Origin of the sequence: Lacticaseibacillus nasuensis JCM 17158, assembly GCF_001434705.1 — a bacterium.
Lineage (GTDB): Bacteria > Bacillota > Bacilli > Lactobacillales > Lactobacillaceae > Lacticaseibacillus > Lacticaseibacillus nasuensis.
Map to the genome: position 1 here is coordinate 1 of NZ_AZDJ01000016.1, position 20314 is coordinate 20314.

The 20314-nt window shown below is 56.4% G+C and carries 18 protein-coding genes and 1 pseudogene; 7 read left to right on the plus strand and 12 right to left on the minus strand.

Annotated features, from left to right (window positions below):
* From FD02_RS04400 to FD02_RS04415, 4 genes are all read right to left on the minus strand, one after another.
* A partial coding sequence (locus tag FD02_RS04400; RefSeq protein WP_235806671.1) for an MBG domain-containing protein occupies window positions 1–3629 on the minus strand: 3629 nt, incomplete at its 3' end.
* Between the two features lie 356 nt (window positions 3630–3985).
* A complete protein-coding gene (locus FD02_RS04405) occupies window positions 3986–4801 on the minus strand; it encodes an aldo/keto reductase (RefSeq protein ID WP_056950810.1) in 816 nt (271 codons plus the stop codon).
* 210 nt (window positions 4802–5011) lie between these two features.
* Window positions 5012–5971, minus strand: a complete 960-nt coding sequence (locus FD02_RS04410; protein WP_202812896.1) for an alpha/beta hydrolase — start codon at window positions 5969–5971, stop codon at window positions 5012–5014.
* 28 nt (window positions 5972–5999) lie between these two features.
* Window positions 6000–7001 carry an NAD(P)H-dependent flavin oxidoreductase gene (locus FD02_RS04415; protein ID WP_191980321.1) on the minus strand — a complete coding sequence of 334 codons (1002 nt, stop codon included), beginning with the start codon at window positions 6999–7001 and terminating at the stop codon, window positions 6000–6002.
* Window positions 7002–7135: 134 nt separating this feature from the next.
* Here FD02_RS04415 and FD02_RS04420 point away from each other — a divergent pair, with 134 nt between their 5' ends.
* On the plus strand, window positions 7136–7732 hold the full coding sequence (locus FD02_RS04420) for a TetR/AcrR family transcriptional regulator (protein WP_054721970.1): 597 nt from the start codon (window positions 7136–7138) through the stop codon (window positions 7730–7732).
* A gap of 51 nt (window positions 7733–7783) precedes the next feature.
* Here the strand turns inward: FD02_RS04420 and FD02_RS04425 are convergent, their stop codons facing one another.
* Window positions 7784–8527 (minus strand): AraC family transcriptional regulator, encoded by a 744-nt coding sequence (locus FD02_RS04425; protein WP_056950816.1) that lies wholly within the window; start codon window positions 8525–8527, stop codon window positions 7784–7786.
* Between the two features lie 153 nt (window positions 8528–8680).
* Between FD02_RS04425 and FD02_RS04430 the strand changes: the two genes are divergently transcribed.
* Window positions 8681–11032 (plus strand): glycoside hydrolase family 2 protein, encoded by a 2352-nt coding sequence (locus FD02_RS04430; RefSeq protein ID WP_056950818.1) that lies wholly within the window; start codon window positions 8681–8683, stop codon window positions 11030–11032.
* A gap of 46 nt (window positions 11033–11078) precedes the next feature.
* Here FD02_RS04430 and FD02_RS04435 read toward each other — a convergent pair whose 3' ends face one another.
* Entirely contained in the window at window positions 11079–11846 is a 768-nt protein-coding gene (locus FD02_RS04435; protein ID WP_056950821.1) for a sulfite exporter TauE/SafE family protein, read from the minus strand.
* 103 nt (window positions 11847–11949) lie between these two features.
* Here FD02_RS04435 and FD02_RS04440 point away from each other — a divergent pair, with 103 nt between their 5' ends.
* Window positions 11950–12504, plus strand: a complete 555-nt coding sequence (locus tag FD02_RS04440; RefSeq protein WP_056950824.1) for a Crp/Fnr family transcriptional regulator — start codon at window positions 11950–11952, stop codon at window positions 12502–12504.
* Between the two features lie 56 nt (window positions 12505–12560).
* Entirely contained in the window at window positions 12561–13151 is a 591-nt protein-coding gene (locus FD02_RS04445) for an NAD(P)H-dependent oxidoreductase (protein WP_054721995.1), read from the plus strand.
* Window positions 13152–13236: 85 nt separating this feature from the next.
* On the opposite strand, the gene FD02_RS04450 is transcribed toward FD02_RS04445, so the two are convergent.
* Window positions 13237–13902 carry an MmcQ/YjbR family DNA-binding protein gene (locus tag FD02_RS04450; RefSeq protein ID WP_054721997.1) on the minus strand — a complete coding sequence of 222 codons (666 nt, stop codon included), beginning with the start codon at window positions 13900–13902 and terminating at the stop codon, window positions 13237–13239.
* A gap of 130 nt (window positions 13903–14032) precedes the next feature.
* On the opposite strand from FD02_RS04450, the gene FD02_RS04455 reads away from it, so the two are divergent.
* Window positions 14033–14842 (plus strand): hypothetical protein, encoded by an 810-nt coding sequence (locus FD02_RS04455; RefSeq protein WP_054721998.1) that lies wholly within the window; start codon window positions 14033–14035, stop codon window positions 14840–14842.
* On the opposite strand, the gene FD02_RS04460 is transcribed toward FD02_RS04455, so the two are convergent.
* From FD02_RS04460 to FD02_RS04475, 4 genes are all read right to left on the minus strand, one after another.
* Window positions 14843–15187: a hypothetical protein gene (locus FD02_RS04460; protein WP_054722000.1), complete on the minus strand. Its 345-nt coding sequence runs from the start codon at window positions 15185–15187 to the stop codon at window positions 14843–14845.
* A 15-nt stretch (window positions 15188–15202) separates the two neighbouring features.
* Window positions 15203–16495: a Y-family DNA polymerase gene (locus FD02_RS04465; protein ID WP_056950826.1), complete on the minus strand. Its 1293-nt coding sequence runs from the start codon at window positions 16493–16495 to the stop codon at window positions 15203–15205.
* Entirely contained in the window at window positions 16492–16887 is a 396-nt protein-coding gene (locus tag FD02_RS04470) for a hypothetical protein (protein WP_054722001.1), read from the minus strand. The genes FD02_RS04465 and FD02_RS04470 overlap by 4 nt, the downstream gene beginning before the upstream one ends.
* Window positions 16888–17061: 174 nt before the next feature.
* A complete protein-coding gene (locus tag FD02_RS04475) occupies window positions 17062–18063 on the minus strand; it encodes a restriction endonuclease (RefSeq protein WP_056950828.1) in 1002 nt (333 codons plus the stop codon).
* Between the two features lie 80 nt (window positions 18064–18143).
* Here FD02_RS04475 and FD02_RS11605 point away from each other — a divergent pair.
* Window positions 18144–18662: pseudogene (locus FD02_RS11605) on the plus strand (restriction endonuclease subunit S); the annotation flags it as partial.
* Between the two features lie 48 nt (window positions 18663–18710).
* Window positions 18711–19310 carry a restriction endonuclease subunit S gene (locus tag FD02_RS11610; protein WP_268871594.1) on the plus strand — a complete coding sequence of 200 codons (600 nt, stop codon included), beginning with the start codon at window positions 18711–18713 and terminating at the stop codon, window positions 19308–19310.
* A 46-nt stretch (window positions 19311–19356) separates the two neighbouring features.
* Here the strand turns inward: FD02_RS11610 and FD02_RS04485 are convergent, their stop codons facing one another.
* The gene (locus tag FD02_RS04485; protein WP_054722009.1) at window positions 19357–20283 is read right to left on the minus strand and encodes a site-specific integrase; all 927 of its coding nucleotides are present in this window, start codon (window positions 20281–20283) and stop codon (window positions 19357–19359) included.
* Between the last annotated feature and the right edge of the window lie 31 nt (window positions 20284–20314).

Genomic DNA, 20314 nt, shown 5'->3' on the forward strand with positions numbered 1-20314 from the left:
GTTTTCCCACTCAATTTTTGAGTGTTACCAACCTGCGCACCGTCTGCGTCATCATCAACGTACTTCAAGATGGCAGTTTGGTTTTCGGCATCTAATTCGTATTGGGCAAAGTCGCCATCAAAATCATCCGTGACGGTTTGACCAACCGTAGCCACACCATCATCACTACTGTCAACAAAGTGTAAGGAGTTAGCGTGGAGGACGTAACCGGCAGGAATCAACGCGATATCTGCGTCGGATGGGGTGGCGGGGAAATCAGTAGCCGTTAAGGTATCTTGATTATCGGTATAGGTCTTGTCCAAATCGGTGAAGGCCACGTACTGATCGTTGCCATCAACGTCCACGTAATGGGCGCGGGCGTGGATAGTGGATTGACCGGTGATGGCGATGCTGGCCGCTTTGTCCACGACGGCTGGCGCGCCGTCACCCATATAAAATGAGGTCGCCAGGTAGCCGATTTTGCCTGCATCCATATTCATGTCAGTGGTCGTGCCAGTTAGGGCGATGCGTCCGGTGGTGACGCCGGCGGGTAAGGTGTCGAAGGTGAAGGCGACAGACTTAATCGTGGACCAGTCCGTCACTTGATCGGCTGTCACATAAGTGGATAGATCAGGTGTGGCTGCGGAAAGATTGGCGCGGGTGGTGGAATACAGGGCCTGCGCGCCGGTGAGTTGGACAGTCGTGCCGGCTTGGTTCGTGACTTGTGTCGGCAAGGTCACGGGCCCGGTCAAGTTGAAGGTGTAGGTGGAGCCTTGGTCATCGCCGGTTTGCGGCAGGTTAAGGATTGACGTGACGTTAGAGACGTCGGTGCCGCTGACATTCATAATCGTGTCATAGAACTTCAGGGGGTTCGTACTATTTTTATCGATGGTTGCGTTCGTCGTCGCAGAAAGATCGTCGCCTTGGGCCATCGCGTTCGCATACGTCCCCGCAATCGTTTCAATCTTCCATTGCGGTTTGCCAACTAGGAGTGCGTTGGCATCGCCCATTGTCTCTGATAGGTCTGTGATCTTATCTTTTTGGGCGGGAATAATACTGGTCGTCGGTGAGGTCATATAAGCCTTAAGCGTATACGTACCCACCATCGCGTCATCCGCGTTATGCAGCTGTAATTGTAACCGCTGTTCATAGCCAAACGGATGAACGTCGACAGACTCCCCTGTGCCAGTAAAGTCTACCTTCACGACGGTGTCACCGTTATCGCTGACCCCTCGGGTGATCACGGCATCTTGAGCATTGGCAACGCCATCGATGACAAAGGCACTCGGGACGACATAATAGACAATCGGTTCATAAACGGAATACGTGTTTTGCCCCATGTCAGACTGCGCACCCCAGATTACCAGCTTACTGCCCTGACCTTTGCCAGGAGCCATTTCACTGTGTGAGCCAGTGTCATCGATGTCGACCCAGGCCACCGGCCCAGCAACCGTTTGGGTGACGGATGTGGTTGCGCCATAATTAGTGCCGTCTGCGGCTAGCGCGATGGTACCGGTTAGCTGGTCGCCATTCTTGACGTTAGTCCCGTCGCTATATTGTTCGACCAACTTACCCTTGAATTCAAAATTCCCTGAGGTTGCCCCTGGTGCTAGGTAATCGGGTGTGAAGACGGCAGTCCGAATATAGGCAGTACTGGTGACTGTGCCACTAGGGTCGACTGTGCCGGTTGTTGTGCTGCCATCCGCAAGTGTCAGGACGTAACTATACTTCGTGGTGCCTGGCATATAGTTGTCATACGAAGCACCAGCCTTCGGTACTGTAATGGTATTGACCGACATGCCATCTGGCACCGTCATCCGAATGGCAACATTCTTAGAAGCTGCCGCGGCGTGATACTGGAAGGAATAACTCAACAGGGAGGCAGGATCGTCTGAAGGGTCTTTATTCAACAGGAGCTGCTTCGGGTTGGTTCCGTCGTTCCCGTTGGCAGAAGCGATTAGATTGGCCCCTTGCTGGGTACTGGTACCCAGGATGACGCTCTTCCAAGTGCCGCCGGTAGACGTTCTGGTCGTACCCGCATCATCGATTTTTTGTACCATCGTGACAGGGCCAGCGGCGGTTAACGTGGTATCCGTTGCCGCTTGCGTTGTTTCAAAGTGGCCAGCGAGTCGATAGGCTGGTTCTTTGTCGTAATACTGCGAACCCGAACCTTTAGGGACTGTAATGATGATGTCGCCGCCAGCACCGCCGACTTGTTTAATCGTGGTAGTGTCAATGGTGCCAATGTTGTATGAACTCCCTGGGTCAAAGCTATTCACTTGATTCGTTAGGTCTTGATTCAACACGAAGCCAGCCGGCGTTGGGATGGTGATTGTCGTGCCGTAGTTAACAGCTGAGTTAACGCGTGCCGACTGATACCACTGGTCGAGTACGCCGTCGCCTTCATTGACTGGCACCTCCCAGACGTAATCGGTGTTCGGTAACAAGCCGGCTACTGTCGTATTCGGGTGTGTCTGAGTCGGGGTACCTAAGAAGACCTGTGGATCAACTGTCATGGTGAAGGTGGTCGACCCCGTCTGTTTCCCATTGACGGCGACATTCACGGTGTAAGGCGTGTCGCCAACGGTTAATAAGTCCTGACCGGCATAGTTGTCATATAAGCTGAGCGTTACAGTTTGGGAATAATTCGTACCACTTTTGATGGTGTCGGTCACTGTGATTGACCCATCTGGGTTGGTGACTTTCTCTACGGTACCTTGATCAGGTGAGCCAAAATCTTGAATTGACTTGAGCGAAAAGACGCCGTTGACGAATTGTTTGGTCGGCGGAGTTGGCAGCGTGAAGGTGACAACATCGCCTGCCTTAACTGTCATGTTGATGGTCAGCGTAAACGAACCAGTCACACCTGACCCGTACCCAATTTTATCCGTGGAGCTGGTGATGCTGGCTGTCGAGGTGCTCGGCGCGGTATCCTGTGGTTCGCCGCTCATGGCGGTAATCACTTGCGCCTGACCGGTCTTCTTCATGGCCGACTCGGCGGCAGTCTTAGCCTTGTCGATATCGGTCTGCGTTGCCGCGCCGCCTAATGCCGTCACGGCCGGGGCAGAGGTGGTCGACTGAGTGGCATCGCTTTGCTGATCAGAATCGGTAGCAGTTATGCTTTGATCACTGGTTGAGCTATCGACCGTAGCGGCAGAGCCGCTAGCGGTCGTGGAAGTTTGCGCCGCGGCGGGCTTGGCACTCGCCTGTGAATCGGCTGGCTGTTGATCAGTCGTGGTCGTCGTGCTCTTGGCCGCGGTCTTCTGCGCAGTTGTGCCATGCACCGTCAGCGTGCCGGCTTGCACGTTTTGCGCCGTGATTTTGGCGTTCGGGTTGGCTGCCTGCAGGGCGGCGATGCCTTGCGCGCTCAAAGTCGCGGTGTACGTGTTGGCTTTGTCCGCTACGGCGGTAATGTCGAAGTCGGCCGCTTGCCAGGTTGGCGCGGTCCAGCCGCTGGCCAAGGTGACCTGCGGAAGCTGGGCGGTCGGGCTGGCGACGGTTTGACTGGCAATCGTCGCAATTTGGCTGGTTGCCGTGGTCGTCTCAGCCGTGGCCGCGAACGCGGTGGTGCTTGGCTGGGTGAGGGCGAAGCCGGCCCCAAACAACAGGGAAATGCCTACTGTGGCCCAAAGCTTACCTGTCTTAAACATCTTAAAATGGCGTTTTTCTTGATACAGGGCGCGTTGAAGCCGTGAATCCACTTGCTTTTTTTGCATGTAGCCCACTCCAATCTGTTGCGTGTACAAGGGTCTTGAGATAACTATCCTTATAGCATTAACTGTAAGACATTTTAATATAAATTCAATACGAATTGTGGAGAATATTCATATATGGCGAAACTAATTTTTGCTGATAAACGCCGACCCAGAGGGGAAACGAAAGTTGTGAATAGCGCAACCAAAATATCGGCATGGATAAGCCGGAGGTTCTGGATTTCATTTTCTATAAAGAATCTCCGCCACCGCTGCGGCGAAAAAAAAGCAACCGCCGCTGCGGTTGCTTGAGTTTATTCTTCTTCCAGGCTGTTCAGCTTGGCCATGTCCTTGTCGCTGATGGTGAAGTCCAGCTGCGCGTTAATTTCCGCGTGGTCGCGGTGCGTGGCTTTCGGCAGCGGCAGCGTGCCATTTTGCAGGCAGAACTTGATGGCCAACTGGGCAATTGACACGTTGTAGGACTCGGCGATGGCCGTCAGGTCGGGATCCTGCAGCAGCCGCCCGGTGGCTAGTGGCGAGTAGGCTTCCACCAGCAAGCCGTTGTCCTTGGCGAACTTGGTGATGACGTTCTCGGTGTAGCCGACGTGGTACTGAATCTGGTTGACCATCGGCTTGACGGTGGCGCCGGCGAAAATGTTCTTCATCTCCGGCACACCGAAGTTGGAGATCCCGATGGCCTTGGCCCGGCCGCTTTGGTAGATTTCCTCCATGGCGCGCCAGACGTCCTTGTTCTCCTGATCGTAGTTGCCGCGCTTGGCCCATGGCCACGGCGCGTGGATCAGGTAGAGGTCGACGTAATCGAGGCCCAAGTTCTTCAGCGAGGTCTCGAAGTCTTGCTTCGCGCCTGCGTAGGTCTTCGTTTCGGCCGGGAGCTTGGTGGTGACAAAAATCTGTTCCCGCGGAATGCCAGCGTCCTTGATGCCGGCGCCGACGCCTTGCTCATTCTGGTAGGCGAGGGCCGTGTCGATGTGGCGATAGCCCAGGGTCAAGGCGTTATAGACGGCTTCTTCTGCCTGACTTTGGGGAATCTGCCAGGTACCAAAGCCGACCTTCGGGATGGTGACGCCATTCGCTAGTGTGTATGTGTCAGTTAATATTGATGATGTCATGATGATGCCTCCTGTCGTGATTAGTGTAGTTCATTCAGATAGCGACAGGGCGATTATTCTGAGGCGCGCATGCGGTTTTTCCAGAATACCGGCGCAGCTCGCTCGCAGGGATCAGCCAGCTGGAGCACGACCGGTGAGCAACCAAAAGATCGTCTGAATCGACCCCGTTGGCGGTAACGATCCAGACGACCTTGGTTGCGATTGATCCGGTTATTCGCTGAAGTACCGCTTGGTTGCCTGCTTAAATGCGGCTTGCCAGGCAGCGGTGGCTTTTTGGGCAATTCCGGTTTTCGGGGCCACGATATCGACCCCATGGAACCAGCCCTCGTAGACGTCGCAGTGCGCCGGCACCCCGGCCGCCTGCAGCTGCTGAATATAGGTCAGCGTCTCCTGATAAAACGGCTCGATCGTGCCGACGAATGTGTAGGTTGGCGGTAGCTGGCGATAGTCCGTCGCTCTGGCCGGGGCCGCGTACGGCGAAACGTCATCGGTGCGATAGGCGTCACCCAGATATAGGCGCCAAGCGTTGGCGTTGCTGGTCGAATTCCAGATTGGCGCGTCGTTATTCGCGTTCGACGCGGTGGGGCGATCATCTAGCATCGGGTACAGCGGCATCTGGAAGGCGATGGAAATCTTCCCCTGGTCGCGGGCATACAGCGTGAGGGCGGCGGTCAAGCCACCGCCAGCACTTTCGCCGGCAACAAAGAGCTGGTGAGCATTGACGCCAAGCTCGTCGTGGTGTGCGGACAACCACTTTAATGCCAGATAGGCATCGTCGAGCGCGGCCGGGTAAGGGGTTTCCACCGAGCGGCGATAGTCGGGCATGACGACGACGGCATTGCTGACGGCTTGGATATGCCGCGCGTAGGTGAGGTCGATTTCCGGGATCTCCATGGCGTAACCACCGCCGTGCAGCCACAACACGCCGGTGGCTTGCGGCTTTGGGTGCAGCGGACTGGCAACGACGAGGCGCAGACGGGTATCATCCGAACGGTTAACCCAGTGCTCGGTGACGTGCATGTCCTTGGGAAAATGGCCCTTGGCGAAGTGATTCATGAACCAGTTGCCGCGCCGGAAGAATTTTTCGTTCATCGCCGGAACCAGCCTGCGGGCGATGCGCCCAAGCCGGCGGACATCCGGATGAATCTGATTGTTCTCAATACTGGCCAAAACGCTCACCTCTTTGCCTTAAACTGGTTTAGCCCCGGTAGTCGGCCATCAGCTCATCAACGACAGCCTGGACGGACTGAATGCTGTGCACCATCGAGATCCCGGTGCCCACGGACACGTAGCCGTGCTCGAGGTCGCCATCCAGCATGCCAATGCGCATGCCGCTGGTGCCACCCATGAGCTTGGCGTTAGCCTTTTTTGCTTCGACTGCCGGCAGTGTGCGATCGTTTTCGGCCAGCTGGTCAACCAACTTGGTCGGCAAAGACCGATAGTAATCTGGCAGGGTCCGGAACAGAGTCAGGTCCTCGGCAGTCGAATCCACAATCAGCTGCTTGACGTTTTCCGCGGCGGGATTTTCCGTCGTTGGGATCAGGCGCGAGCCGACGTAGACGCCTTCTGCGCCGAGCGCGAAGGCCGCGTTCACCGTGCGGGCGTCGGCGATGCCCCCGGCCAAGGCAACGGGGATGGCGATGGCGTCGGCAATCATCGGCATGATGGCAAAGGAGCCGATTTCGCCGCCGGGCATGGTGCCGCCTTCGTCAAAGCCGGTGGCCACGTAGATGTCGGCGCCTTGAGCTTCGACGGCCTGGGCGTCTTCAATCGACGGCTGCAGGGAGCGCACGATGGTTTTAATGCCATGGGCCTTGAGGGTCTTCATAGTCGCCGGGTCCACGCCGTAAGTGGCGCTGGACACGCCGCCAAGCGAGTTCAACAAGACGGCGGGCACGTGTTCTTCGATGACCACGTCTAGAATCTTCTTCGTGAAAATCGACGTCTCGCCGCCGGCCACAATCAACGTGACGGCAAACGGCTTGTCAGTCAGTGCCTGGGTCTGCTTGATTTGATCGCGCATGCGCTCGGCAGTTTCGTCGGCGCTAGTGGTGACGGTGTGTGCGCCGGCGTTAGGGCCGAGAATGCCGAGGCTCCCGGCGTTGCTGACGGCAGCGACGAACTTGGCGTCGGTCAGCCAGGACATGGCGCCTTGAATGAACGGGTACTTGATGCCGAGAATAGAAGCGATACGATTCATGCGATTTTCCTCACTTTTCATTAGTTAACTTCACGATACCGTGTGGCCCAATCACCTTCAACTGGCAAAAACGAGTCAATTGTCCGTTAAGTGGCAATTGCCTGCTATACTGTCCGGTAAGAGGGAAAAATCGCATGAATAAAAATGATTTGCGTTACGTCAAAACCGAGGCTAATTTGAAGCAGGCGTTCCTGGCCTTACTGGCAACAGAAGACTGTGGCAGCATCACCGTCAGCCAGCTGTGCCAGCAGGCGCAGTGCGCGCGGAACACCTTTTATCAGCATTACGACAGCCTCGAGGCCTTGCGCACCGGCGTCATCGCCCAGATTCTTGCGGGGATCGGTGCGGCGTTTCGCCCGACCGGAGAAACGCTGGCCGAGATCAAGGGCGACCAGGTGCGGCTGTACGTGCAACACATCATCACTGCGGTGGACACGCAGCGCGCAGCCTTAACCATTTTGCTGGCCAAAGACGATGGCGCCTTCCAAAAGCAACTCGTCGACGTCATCGTCCAGCAGGTGCTAGCAGGCGACCGCGGCTTGTCCCAGGTCGCCGACACGGCGGTCAACCGCCTGAACGTGGCGTACATGGCCTGGGCGGTAGCGGGGTTCGTGGCGCGGTGGCTGAATGAGCCCAGCATCACACCGGAGCAAGCCTGTGACTTGTTCTTCCAGCTACACCAGCCGACAATCAGCACGAATGTGGCGTACCTGGCCACGGCACCGCGGTAGGCCGCGTGCCCAAGCCAGACCAACCGGCACTTGCTCGTCGACTTGCTTGCATTATTCCGTAAGGTGCCTGCGGTAGGCCAGCGGGGTAAGGTGGGTTTGGCGTTTGAACGTCGCAATGAAGTAGCTGGTGGTCCCGAAGCCAAGCTGACTGGCGACATCCGCGACACTGTCGGTGCTGTATTGCAGGAGGTACTGGGCGGCGTGGAGGCGCTCGGCCGTGATGAACTGAGTGAGGGTCTGGCCGGTCGCTTGATGAAAAATCTCTGACAGGTAGCTGGGATTGAGGTGAGCCTGCGTTGCGAGCTTGGCCAGCGTCAGTTTCTCGTTGAGGTGGTGATAGATATACGCCTTGACCACCTTGATGTAGTGGTTCTGTAGCGGAGCCTGTTGGGCTTGTCGAATAAGCCGGCAATAGGCTTCAATCGCGGCACTGATTACTTGGGCGTAGTTGGTCTGCGTCGCGGTTTCGGAAATCTGTTGGAGGTAAAGGTCGCTTAAGTCATAGGCGACGCTATCTGCCACCCCGGCTTGAATCGCTGCGCGTGAAATGATGACGACCCCGATGACGGCACTGTACTCAGATTGTTTTAGGGGGCTCTTGGCGAATGTGCCCACGTGGCTCGTTTGGGTAGGGGCTAACTTTGCAAACAGTTTGCTCACGAGTTGCGGGTCACCGCTTTGGATGGTGCGGTAAAACTGGTCCTCCAAGGCGTAGGGCAGGTGCACTTGTTGGTCCGCTAGGTTTAGCAGTTGATAATCGGTCACTTGCCATGGCGTCGAGTCGCTTGATCGCATGATGACTTCCTCCAGTCGGCCAAAGTTTACCAAAAATAACGACATTTTTCCAATGATTACACGATTAATCCACCTGAGTGACTGTACCATCAGTCTGTAAGTAAGCGTTTTATTGGCTCGAGATGAAGCGCTGAGAAAGGGTGGGACTCAACGATGAAAGCACAAAGTTGGAACAATGATTGGCAGTTTCGCGATGATGCCAGTGGGGAAAGCCAGCAGGTGACCTTACCCCATGATGCGAAGTTAATGCTTGCGCGCACGACCGTCAGTGGGCACAGCGCAGCCCAACAGGCCTATTACCCTGGTGGTCAGTTTACCTATCAGCACGAATTTATGGCCCCGGCGAGTTGGCAGGACCAACACGTGGTGGTGAAGTTTGAAGGCGTCTATAAAAACGCCAGCGTCTACCTCAATGACCAATTGATTGGCTCTCACCGATACGGCTACACGCAGTTTGTCGTGAGCCTCGATCGCGCGCTGAACTATGGCGAGACCAATACGCTGCGGGTGGCTGTTGATGATAGCGAGCAACCTGATAGTCGCTGGTACACTGGTGCTGGCATTTACCGGCCAGTATGGTTGATGGTGGGGCCAGCCAGTGGCTATATCCGGCCGGATGGCGTGCGGGTCCAAACGGTGGCCGCGGCCACCAAAGAGATTCGCTTCACCACTAGCATTCATGGCGAAGCTGATGAGGTGCGGGTGACGGTGCTCGATGGGGAGACAGTGCTCGCGACGGCGACCGGTACCGATGCGACCTTGACGCTACCAACTGCACAACTCTGGGCGCCGGCGCACCCCCAATGCTATCGTTGCGTGGTTCAAACGTATCAGGCAGGCGCGGTGGTCGATACGGCGACGACCACCTTTGGCATCCGCCAAATTAGCTGGGGGGCCGAAGGATTTAAGCTTAACGGCGAGTCGGTATTGTTACGTGGCGGGTGCTTGCACCACTCGCAGGGCTTGCTTGGGGCAGCCACCTTCGCCGAAAGCGAGTATCGCCGGATCAAGTTGCTAAAGGAAGCGGGCTTCAACGCCGTGCGCTCGGCGCACAACCCGCTGTCCCGGGCGGCGCTGGAGGCGTGTGACCGCTTGGGGATGCTGGTGCTCGACGAGTTGTGGGACATGTGGTTTATCCCAAAGAATCCTCACGATTACGCCAAGGATTGGCGGGACCACTACCAAGACGATATTCGGCAAATGGTTAACAAGGATTATAACCACCCGGCGGTCATCATGTATTCAATCGGTAACGAGGTCGGGGAACCGGCCACGCCAGAGGGCTTCCCGCTAGTCAAGCAGTTAGTCGCCGCAGTCCATCGGCAAGACGCGACTCGGCCGGTAACCGCAGGGCTCAACCTGATGATCTTGCAAATGCAGCACAAGGGCAAGAGCGTGTTTAACCAGAGCACTGACCAACAAAGTGATTCCGCGATGGGCAGTGCGGCGTTCAACGCCATGGCCAACGTGATTGGGCCGGTCATGAATCAGAGTGCCAACAGTAAAAAAGCCGACCGGTTGATTACGCCGATTGCCGATGAGCTGGACATTGCCGGTTACAATTACGGGCGGGGTCGTTATTCGCGCGATGCCAAGTTACATCCACAGCGCGTCATCTTTGGTAGTGAAACTTTTCCATCTGACCTCTGGAAGAACTGGCAGCTCGTCGAACAGTACCCACAACTCATTGGGGACTTCATGTGGACCGCCTGGGATTATCTCGGCGAGGTCGGCCTCGGGGCGTGGGGCTATAGCGACCAGCCGCACTTCAGCGTATCGGCTTATCCCGGCTTGACGTCCGGCAGTGGGGTCTTCGATATCACCGGCCATGCTGGCGCCGAGCTGGGCTTTGCCCGGGCGGTGTGGCACCTGGCCACCAAGCCGTACATCGGCGTGCGGCCGCTTAACCACTCTGGGGAGAAGCTGTACAAGACGGCTTGGCGTGGCACCAATGCTGAGCCAAGCTGGTCCTGGGCCGGCTGTGCGGGGGCCAAGGCGACCGTTGAGGTATACAGTGAGGCGGCTAAAATCGAGTTGCGCCTGAACGGTCAACTGGTGGGCACCAAGCGGCCGCACCACGACTTAGCTCGCTTTACCGTGGCCTACCAACCCGGCACGTTGACCGCTACTGCTTATGCCGCCACTGGTCAAGCCACTGGCGAGACCACGCTGACCTCTGCGGCGCCGCAGCTAGGCGTCACGCTATTGCCTGAACATACCCAGTTGCGCGTCGGCGACATTGCTTACGTCCCGATTACCGTGGCTGATGATGCCGGCACCGTGGAAATGAATCACGATGTTGAAGTGACAGGCAAGGTAACCAACGGTGAGTTGTTAGCATTAGGCAGCGCCAAGCCGGATGTTGAGCAGCCGTTTATCACCGGTTCCTGCACCACGTATTATGGCCGGGCCTTGGCCATCGTACGGGCCAGCGCACCGGGCTCGCTGACGCTGACGGTGGCGTCTGCACTCGGAGAAACCAGCACCACGATTACTGTTCAGTAATCACAAAACGCCAAGCCCGTGGGCTTGGCGTTTTATGGTACCCGCGTTACTCGAGGTACGCGGTCCAAAAGAAGTATGCCGCTAGCCCAAAGGCGGCGATGCCGACGCCGATGCGCAGCGCGCGCTGCGGGACGTGGCGGACGACCAGCGGACCGAGGTAGCCGCCGATAAACATGCCGACGCCCAGCGGCAAGACCATGAGCCAGTAGACCTTGGTGGTGAAGGCGTAAATCACCAGGGCCACGATGTTGGTCAGCAAGGTGGCGAAGTTTTTCAACGCGTTGGCCACGGCAAAGCTCACGGGCAGCGTCAGCGACAGAATCGCCAGCATCACGATGCCCGCCGCCGCACCGAAGTAGCCGATGTATAGGCCCACCAACAGCACCACGGCGTTGCGCCCGACCAGCCGCCAGCCGGTGACGACGTGGCCCTTGGCGCCTCGAACGGGACTGGTGCGCGCCGACCACAACATGAGCCCACCGGCGATGGCAATCAAAAACGGCACCACGCGCTCAAAGGTGCTGCCCGGCGCCACGGCTAGGAGAATCGCGCCGAGAATGCCGCCGGCCACCGCATAACCGGTGACGGCCACCATCAAGCGGCGGTTGGCCCTGAGCTCCCGGGTCGAGGCCAAGCCGGAGCCGACGCCGGTGAAAATCATCGCGGCGGTGTTGGTGACGTTGGCCGATACCGGCGACACGCCGAGCGCCAACAAGACGGGATAGACGATGAGCGACGCCATGCCCGCCATCGACGACAACAAGCCGCCACCAATTCCCGTTAACACCAAGATCCCGATTTCACCGATTGTCATGGCCGCACCTCCATGACCAGTATACCCCCAAGCCACCGGCGGCTTCAGGGGTGGCGGCGCGTGGTATGATAGGCATAATGAAATCGCTGACAGGAGGCCCCTGATGTCACTTATCGACTATTTGGATCAGCTTAAGGGAATCGGCCACCACCAAACTTTCGCCGCGGGTACGGACCTGTTGTGCGAAGGGGACGTGGCGACGCACCTGTTCGTGCTCGAACAAGGTGCGGTGCGGCTGTGGCACAACGACGATGGCCGCGACATCACCGTGCAGTTCTTCTTTGAAGGCCAGGTGGTGTCATCGTTTGAAAGCTTCTACCTGGTGCGGCCGAGCCAGTTCTCGCTGACCGCGATCGAACCCACCACGGTCATCGCGGTGGCGGAACCGGCGTTGCGGCAGATGTTGGCCGAGCAACCGGCGTTGATGGCGGTGTTCACGGACTATATCTGCCACCGGTTCATCGACTACACCCAGTATTTTCTCAATCGCATCGAGGAATCCCCGGAACGCCGCTATTGTACGCTGCTGGCGACGCAGCCGGCGTTGGTGGCGCGGGTGCCGAACTACGAGTTGGCGTCGTACCTGGGCATCACGCCGGTGTCCTTGTCGCGGATTCGCGCCCGGTTAAAAAAATCCCCACCGCTTAACAAAGGTTAATGCGGCGGGGGCAGGCGGGCCATATACTAACTTCATCAAACCTAGGAGGTTAGGATATGGCACATACAGTTATCGTGACGAGTCACCCTTATGAAGGCAGTTTTTGCCACGCGCTCATGGTCGCAGCGAAGACCGGCGCGGAACAGGCAGGCAACACCGTTGATGTAATCGATTTGGAAGCAGACGGGTTCGATCCCGTGATGCACAGCGCCGACTTGATCGGCTTCTTGAAGCACAAGGCGCAAGACCCACAGGCGCTGGATTATATCGGCCGCGTGAAGGCCGCCGACCACTTGATTCTCGTGTTCCCGATTTGGTGGGAGCTGATGCCGGCGATGATGAAGGGCTTCATCGACAAGGTCGTTTTTCCTGGCGAAACTTTCAACTACACCAAGGGCGGCACGGGTATGGCGTCGAACCTGCCGAAGTTGCAGTCCACCACCATCATGACCACGATGAACACGCCGAAGCCGCTGTACCGCTGGGTCTTCGGCAACGCGGTTCAGCGCGCCCTGGTGCGCGGCACCTTCGTCAAGATGGGCCTCAAGCACGTGAAGTGGCTGAGCTGCACCATGGTGAAAAAGAGCTCTGACGCCAAGCGCCAAGGCTGGTTGACCCAGGCCAGCAAGATCGGGGCATTACAGTAAACGGATTGGGCGGTCGGCGTAAGCCGGCCGCTTTTTTAGTTGCTAGGCTACCGGTCGGGTCCAAACCGCCTGTTTTCGCAGCCTGTTAGTGCGCGAGCTTGCGACTTTCAGCCACGGCGGCCATCAAGTCGGTCAGCTTAAGCCCGTTATCCAGCCGGTAGGACAGCCAGTGCTGCTTGTTCATGTGGTAGGCGGGCAAGGCGGTGCCGGCGGCGAGTTGCGCCTGAATCGTGGCCGGCTCGGCGCGCAGCACCAGCAAGTCGACGAGGTCGCTGCCGGCAAGGCCGACCTTATCGGCGCTGACCTTGACCAGCAGCGCGTACCACTTGCGGTTGTCCTGGCGGCGCAAGATGGCGTTGTTGGGGAACTTGGCCCACAGGTACTCGGGTTGGTCGCCATACTGGTCGGCCACCGCCGCCAGCACCTGCTGCATCTGGCCGCCGGCAAACATGGTAGGCGTGAAGCATTTGGCGGCGATGCCCTTAAGCGCGGCGACATACGCGCCGCGGACCTGGCCGACGAACATGCCGGAGTTGGCCAAGTCGAGGTGGAGGACATACGGCAGCCCCGACTCGCGGTCGATTACCGGCGTGGTGATGGTGTCGCCCTTAATGGTGACCTGCAGCTCAAAGCCCGGCACCAATTCCTGGGTGTAGTGCCACGCGCCGGCTTGCTTGGTGAAGCCATACGCCTTGAGCTGGTCGGCGTCTGGTTGGCGGTTGTGAAAAATACTGGCTTGAAGACTTGTCATGATTAACCTGCTTTCTTTGTCATTAGTGTACCACCCCGGCTGCTCACCAGATTTCTTGCCTCAAGGGCAAACGGCGTGTATATCTTAAGTAAGTTGATTATCTCCCGAATTTTTCCAAAGGAGGCAACTCATGAAATTAACGCTGACCGTGACTGCCCTGCCACCGCATCGCCGCACCGCCTTGTCGTCGCTGGATCTGTTGGCCGCTTGGCCCAAGCTGCCGCGGCGCTCGTTACCTAGCGTGTTCGCCTCGGGTGGGCAAGGCCTGCTGGCGGTGGTGCCCGTGCCAGAGGAGAAAAGCACCATCATCGTGGATTACCACATCGGGCCGTATCGCGTCGAGGTGAAGGAGCCGACCCTGTGGCAAGCGCTGCACGACGCTGAGTTTCACTTGAAAGGCAACGCCGCGTTAACAGCCGCTGCCACCGCGCAGTACCAGGCCCAAACCGGCAGCAACAAGCCCCCGGAGACCATCGCGCTGGGCGGCGCCTTGCTGATCGGCTGTGCCGGCGACAACCACCGCCCCAACATCCTGGTGAACGCCCGGTTCTTCCAGCAGGTGACGTTCAGTGACGACCACCCACAAACCATGGCGGTGACCCTAAAGTTCACCGGCGGCACGTGCATCTTAGCCTGCGACTACACCGGCCAGGTGCGCTTGTCCCAGCCCCTGGTGCGCGCCCGGTTCAACTACGCGCGCGCCTTGAGCGCCACGACTTGGCCGGCTCAACGAGAAATCTTGAAGCCCGGCGCCGGCCAAGCCGTGACCGCCACCGTGCCCGTGAGCAAAATGGGCGCGCAAAGCCTGGCCGGGCAGTCGACCCCAGCGGAAATCGCGCGCAAGGTCGACGCGTTTCGTGACGATATGCGCCTGTTCGAAGTGCCAGTGCCGTATCGCCAGAAGCTGGCCCAGTCGGTGCGGCGGCTTTTGCAAGAGTAGTTAGTCTTCCGGGCGGTAGCTGGTGGAAAAGGCGTGGCCGTGGCTGGCGTCGAAGGTGATGTCGGTGCCGGGGTGGACGAGGTGGTGGGTGTCGCGGTATTCGATGCTGAGGTTGGTGTGCGCCTTGAGGTCGGCGAGCACGCGGCGGTACAGCACCGGGTCGTGCGGAATCTCCAACAAGTCGTCGGAGTAGTGCAGCTTTTGCCCGTGCTTATAGTAGTCGATGAAGAAGCTGTAGCAGTGATAAAAATGGTTATCGACGATCAGAATCTTGTACCGCCAGCCGTATTGGCGTTTGAATAAGCGGTCAAAATTCTCGATTAAGGTGCGTGATTCCTGAATCATGTAAAAACCTCCTCACTACGCTTGGTGGCCGCCAATCATGCCGGCCCGGTCGATGGCCGTGCCGCCGGCGGTTTTGCTGCTGCCGCGCACGATGGCCTTGTACCCGTAGCGGCTGCGAATCTGGTCAATGGCGTGCTCCAGGCGCCCATTGGCCTGTTCGCGCTGGCTCGGCTCGAACAAGGACAGCTGGAAGCTGCTGGGGTGGCTGATCTTGTTGACCCGCACGCCGACGTTGCGCAGGGCATCGCCTTGCCATTTTGACTCGAAAAGGTACTTCACCGCGCGGATCAAGTCGTCGGTGCGGTTGGTCGGGTCGATGTGCACCTGCGCGCCCCAGTGCGTCTGGCCGCTGGCGTCGGGCTCGGCAAAGCCGACGGAGATGCCGACGACCTCGCCTTGCACCTCATGCTTGCGCAACCGCGTGGCCACCTGGTCGGCGATTTCGCTGAGCACCGTCTCGCAGTCCTCAAGCGTCGTGTAGTCGCGCATCAGCACCTGACTGTTGCCATAGCCCTTGTTGTCCTCGCGCGGCACATAGCGGCGCTCCAGCAGCGAGTAGTCGATGCCCCAGGCGTGATAGTACATGGCCTCGCCCAGCACGCCGAACTTTTTCTTCAGGCGCGCCAGCGGGGTGTGGGCGACGTCGTACAACGTGTAAATCCCCATGTTGTGGAGCTTAATGGCGGTGCGGCTGCCAATCGACCAAAAATCGGTCAGTTCATTAATTTTCCAAATCGTCTCCGGCACCCGGTCGTACGTCCAGGTCGCCTGCCACGGTGCCTGCTTCTTCGCCTCGTTGTCCAGCGCCAGCTTGGCCAGCAGCGGGTTCTGGCCGATGCCGACGGTGGTGATGATGCCGGTGGCCTGGAACACCTTGTCTTGGATGCGCGAGGCGATCTCCGCGTTGGAGCCAAACAGGCTGTGCGAGTGGGTGACGTCGATGAAGCTCTCGTCGATGGAGTACACGTACCAGTGCAAGTCGTCAGTGAACTGGCGGTAGATCTCATTGATCTGGTAATTAATCTTGATGTAGTCGGCCATGTGCGGCGGCACCACCTGCACATCCATGTCCGGGCGCAGCTCGAACTTGCGCGTACCCAGCCGCACGCCATAGTTAGCCTTGGCCAGCGGCGATCCCGCCAGCACCAGCCCACCGGCAGACTCCGCGCGGCTCAGCACCGCATTCTTCGCGGCCAGCGGATACTCGCTGCGCCGAATCGCCTCGACGCTGGCGTAAAACGATTTGCAGTCGATGCACATGATGTCGTGGCTCGGCAGGCGGCGCGGATCATCCAGCGGCGTGCTCATTGGTCCCACCACTTCGTCGTGTCTAGCGGCTCGACGTGGCGGATGTCCGCCACCGCCAGCATCCGCGGCCGGCCGGACTTGGGCTGCAGGTACACCTGTCCGTCCACCAGCCCCACCACGGCGCCTTCAATCAGCGGCAGGTACTGGTCGTTGTACAGCGCTGATAGCTGCACGGCCACGGACTGCGACTGCTCCCAAGCCGTCTGCAGCGTCTCGTTGATATCGGCGAAGGTCATTTCGCTTAGCGGCTGTTGCGGCTTCTCCGACTTGGCGGCCTCTTCAAGGTAGGCGGAGTGGTCGGACAGCAGCCACCCCATCCATTTCATCATGCCGCGGTCCGGATACAGCCACAGCTCCCGCGGCACATTGTTTTCGACTAACGAATCAGCCATCTTGGATTCCCCCTTGGTCATAACTTGTACGTCTATTATACGAACGTGTGTTTGGTAAAATCAAGGGGGAGGGGATGCAAAAACGGGTCCGCACTTTCTGGGTTAAAGGAAATTAACCCGGAGAGTATGGACCCGCTTTAGCTAAGAGCTACCGCATTAAGCAGCGTGATACCGCTATTCTTGCTCGTAGTAATCGCTAAGGACATAGGTAGTGACTGGTTGCACATGTAACTCGTATTTGGCGACGAGGTCAGCAATGCCCTCGCCGTCGATTAGTGTGATGGGACGGCCGGCGGTACCATGCGCACGCTTCTTGGCATCACTGGTGAACGACGAGGTCGTGATGAAGATGCCGTAATCTGCTCCTTTGTCGGAGATGACGCCGCGGAAGTTGCTAATCTCCGGCCCGGGCACGCTACCTTGCCACCGCTTGGCCTGGATAACTACTTTTTGCGTGCGGAAGTCCTCAGTACGGATGTAGCCTAAACCATCGATTCCACCGTCTCTAGCTTTTTTATCTGCATCGGAAGGCTCAAATTCGACGCCCATCTGTGTAATCAGTTCTTGGCAGAAGCGTTCAAACGCATAGGCATTCATGTGCTTGAGTGAGCTGAGCAAATCGTCTCGCCACTGGCTCGTGAAAGCTTCTACGATTGTTTGGCGAGAACTTTCAGGGTCGGTCACGTCATTACCCGGTTCGGTTTTTTGAGCGCGCAAGGCTGCCATTTGTTGTTCTGATCGTTTCGATGCGCGCTGGGCCGCTTGTTGGGCTCTGTATTTAATATATGCAGGGGAGTGATTGATTGCAGTAACGGGGACCTGTCCGTTATGCTCTTCCCATAATTGTTTGCCTGCTGGAGTGAGTTGCCAGCCCGATTTACCTTTCTGAGTATATCCCGCAACGCGCAGCTTACTGATTGCACCACTGCAAACTGTCTTGAATATTTGGTTACCTGAATGCCCATCGTCGTCAGTGTATCGCTGCGTAAGCAGATCTTGCGGTGCGTGATTTATCTGATCGGCGACTGCTTGGGCCAGAACTATGCCACCGCCAATGGGAGAATTTTGATGATTGTAGAGGGTGGTCAGAACTAAATTCAGCAACGTTTGTGAGTCGGGCATACCGGTTTTCTCGGTTTTAGGCATCGTGCGGAAATCAAATGAACCCAGTGACATTATTGGCCTCCAGAAGAATGTAATCTAGTTGGAGTGTAGCATATTTTGAGTGCTGAAGGGTATGTGACAAAGATTGGGTACAACGCAAACTTGGAGCTATCACAACAAAAATTGGGAGTGGTAAGACTCCACGCGGCGGCAGTAGTGTATATCACAACTCAGGCATCATTTTCATTCGCTCACAAAATATTGCCAACGACCACATTCTCCTAAACGACGTTGCCTATATTTCGCCAGAAATGAACAAAGAAATGGAATCTACGGAAGTTAGACTAGGCGATGTATTGCTTAACATTACAGGAGCATCAATCGGGAGAAGTGCTGTCTATAATATTGACGCTATAGCCAATGTCAACCAGCACGTGTGCATTATTCGTCTGAGGAATAACAAGAATGCTCAATTCCTGCAAATGCAGTTAAGTTCATTGCGGGGTCAAAGGCAGATTCAACTGAACCAAGCTGGCGGTGGACGAGAAGGATTGAATTTTCAGCAGATTTCCAAGATGAAATTTAATTTTCCATCTTTCGATGAAATACAGCAAATTGACAGATTATTAGCGAATATTGCTGACACTATTGTTCTTCAACAAGAAAAGCTTGATCTGTTAAAGCAGTTGAAGCGGGGATACCTGCAAAAACTCTTCCCGGTGGGGAACGCCAAGCAGCCTGAATTAAGGTTTGCTGGTTTTGACGGAGATTGGGAACAGCGTAAGCTTGAGGATGTAACTAAATTATCATCTGGCAAGAACTTACCCAGTGTACAGAATGGACGTTTTTTTAATGTAACTATGGGCTCTGTTTTACCTAACGGCGTCTTGAAGGTTACCGATAAGACTAATAGTGAGGTTGACTCACTCAGTTTAGGCGATTTAATAATGCCTACACGTGATATTGGCCATGGTGATGTCATCGGTATAACTGCGGTTATTCCAGATTCAGGAGCCTATGTTGCTGGAAATTGTACATTCGTATTGCACAGTCCTACAGTTGATTCAAAATTTTTATCAGCTCAAATTAATACGGGCAGCACGCGATCTGAGATCATTAAAAGGGTTTCGGGATCCGCACAGAAGATGATTAAACAGAGTGATATTCTCACTTTGACAATCATGGTACCTAGTGTCGAAGAACAGCATAAGGTTAGTGACTTTTTATCGAGTTTATCTGCCACTGTCGCTCTTCAACAAGGCAAACTAGAGTCACTACAATCTCTAAAGCAAGCCTTTCTACAGAAGCTCTTCGTATAATCATAAATCGGCACCGTCCTAGAACTTGGGACGGTGCCGATTTTCATCATACAAGCAGGGACATTTCGCGCATAATCTTCTCGCCGTCCTTCGCTTCTAGCTCCCGAATGATATGCAGGTAGGTATCCTGCGTTGTTGCCATATTAGCGTGCCCGAGTCTACGGGCAACACTTGCAATCGACACGCCACCATATAGCAGAAGCGACGCGTGAGTATGCCGCAACCCGTGTACCGTGATGATTGGGATCCCGGCGGCCTCGCACCGGCGCTTCAACAGCTTATTAGCCGTTGAGTTATATACACGGCCGTGGACGAAAATGGGCTCGTCAACTGGCAGATCCTTAATCAACTGAGAAAACTGCATCCCGATTTGCCAGTCAATCTGTACTTTACGCACAGAGGACGGATTCTTGGTTGGCTGGAATCCACCGGTTGGGCTGCGGTAATTCCATGTTTTATTCACCGTGAGTTGCTGATGAAGAAAATCAAAATCCTGTGGGGTCAAACCGAGTGCTTCACCAAACCGTAATCCCGTTTTGACAACTAGAAGCAGCATCCAGTCCCAGTTGATTCCCGGCTCTAGTCTGAGTTGCTTAATGAGTTGCTGAACGTCGGATTGATTGAGAAACTTCGGGTGCTTCTCACGGGGATGCCGCCCCTTGATGACAATCTTCCGCGTGGGATTCTGTTTAATTAGTCCCTCGTCCAGTGCGTCTAGCACCGCTCCCTTGATTTGATGATGGAAATCCATCACAGTCTGGCGTTCGTGTTCAACGGCATACGCATTAATCAACTGTTGGTAGGAGCGCCGCGTAATGTCACAGAGGCGCAAGTCTGGCGCGAGCTTGGTTACCCACCTGAGCGAGAGTGCATATTTCTCGAGTGTGACGGGGCGCACCGCATTTACCTTGTAGTCCTGAATCCATGTGTCGAAGTAGTGGTAGAAAAGTTGCGTTGATCTGGTCCTTGGCATAGTTAAAATCCTCCTCAATTGTATTGGCTAA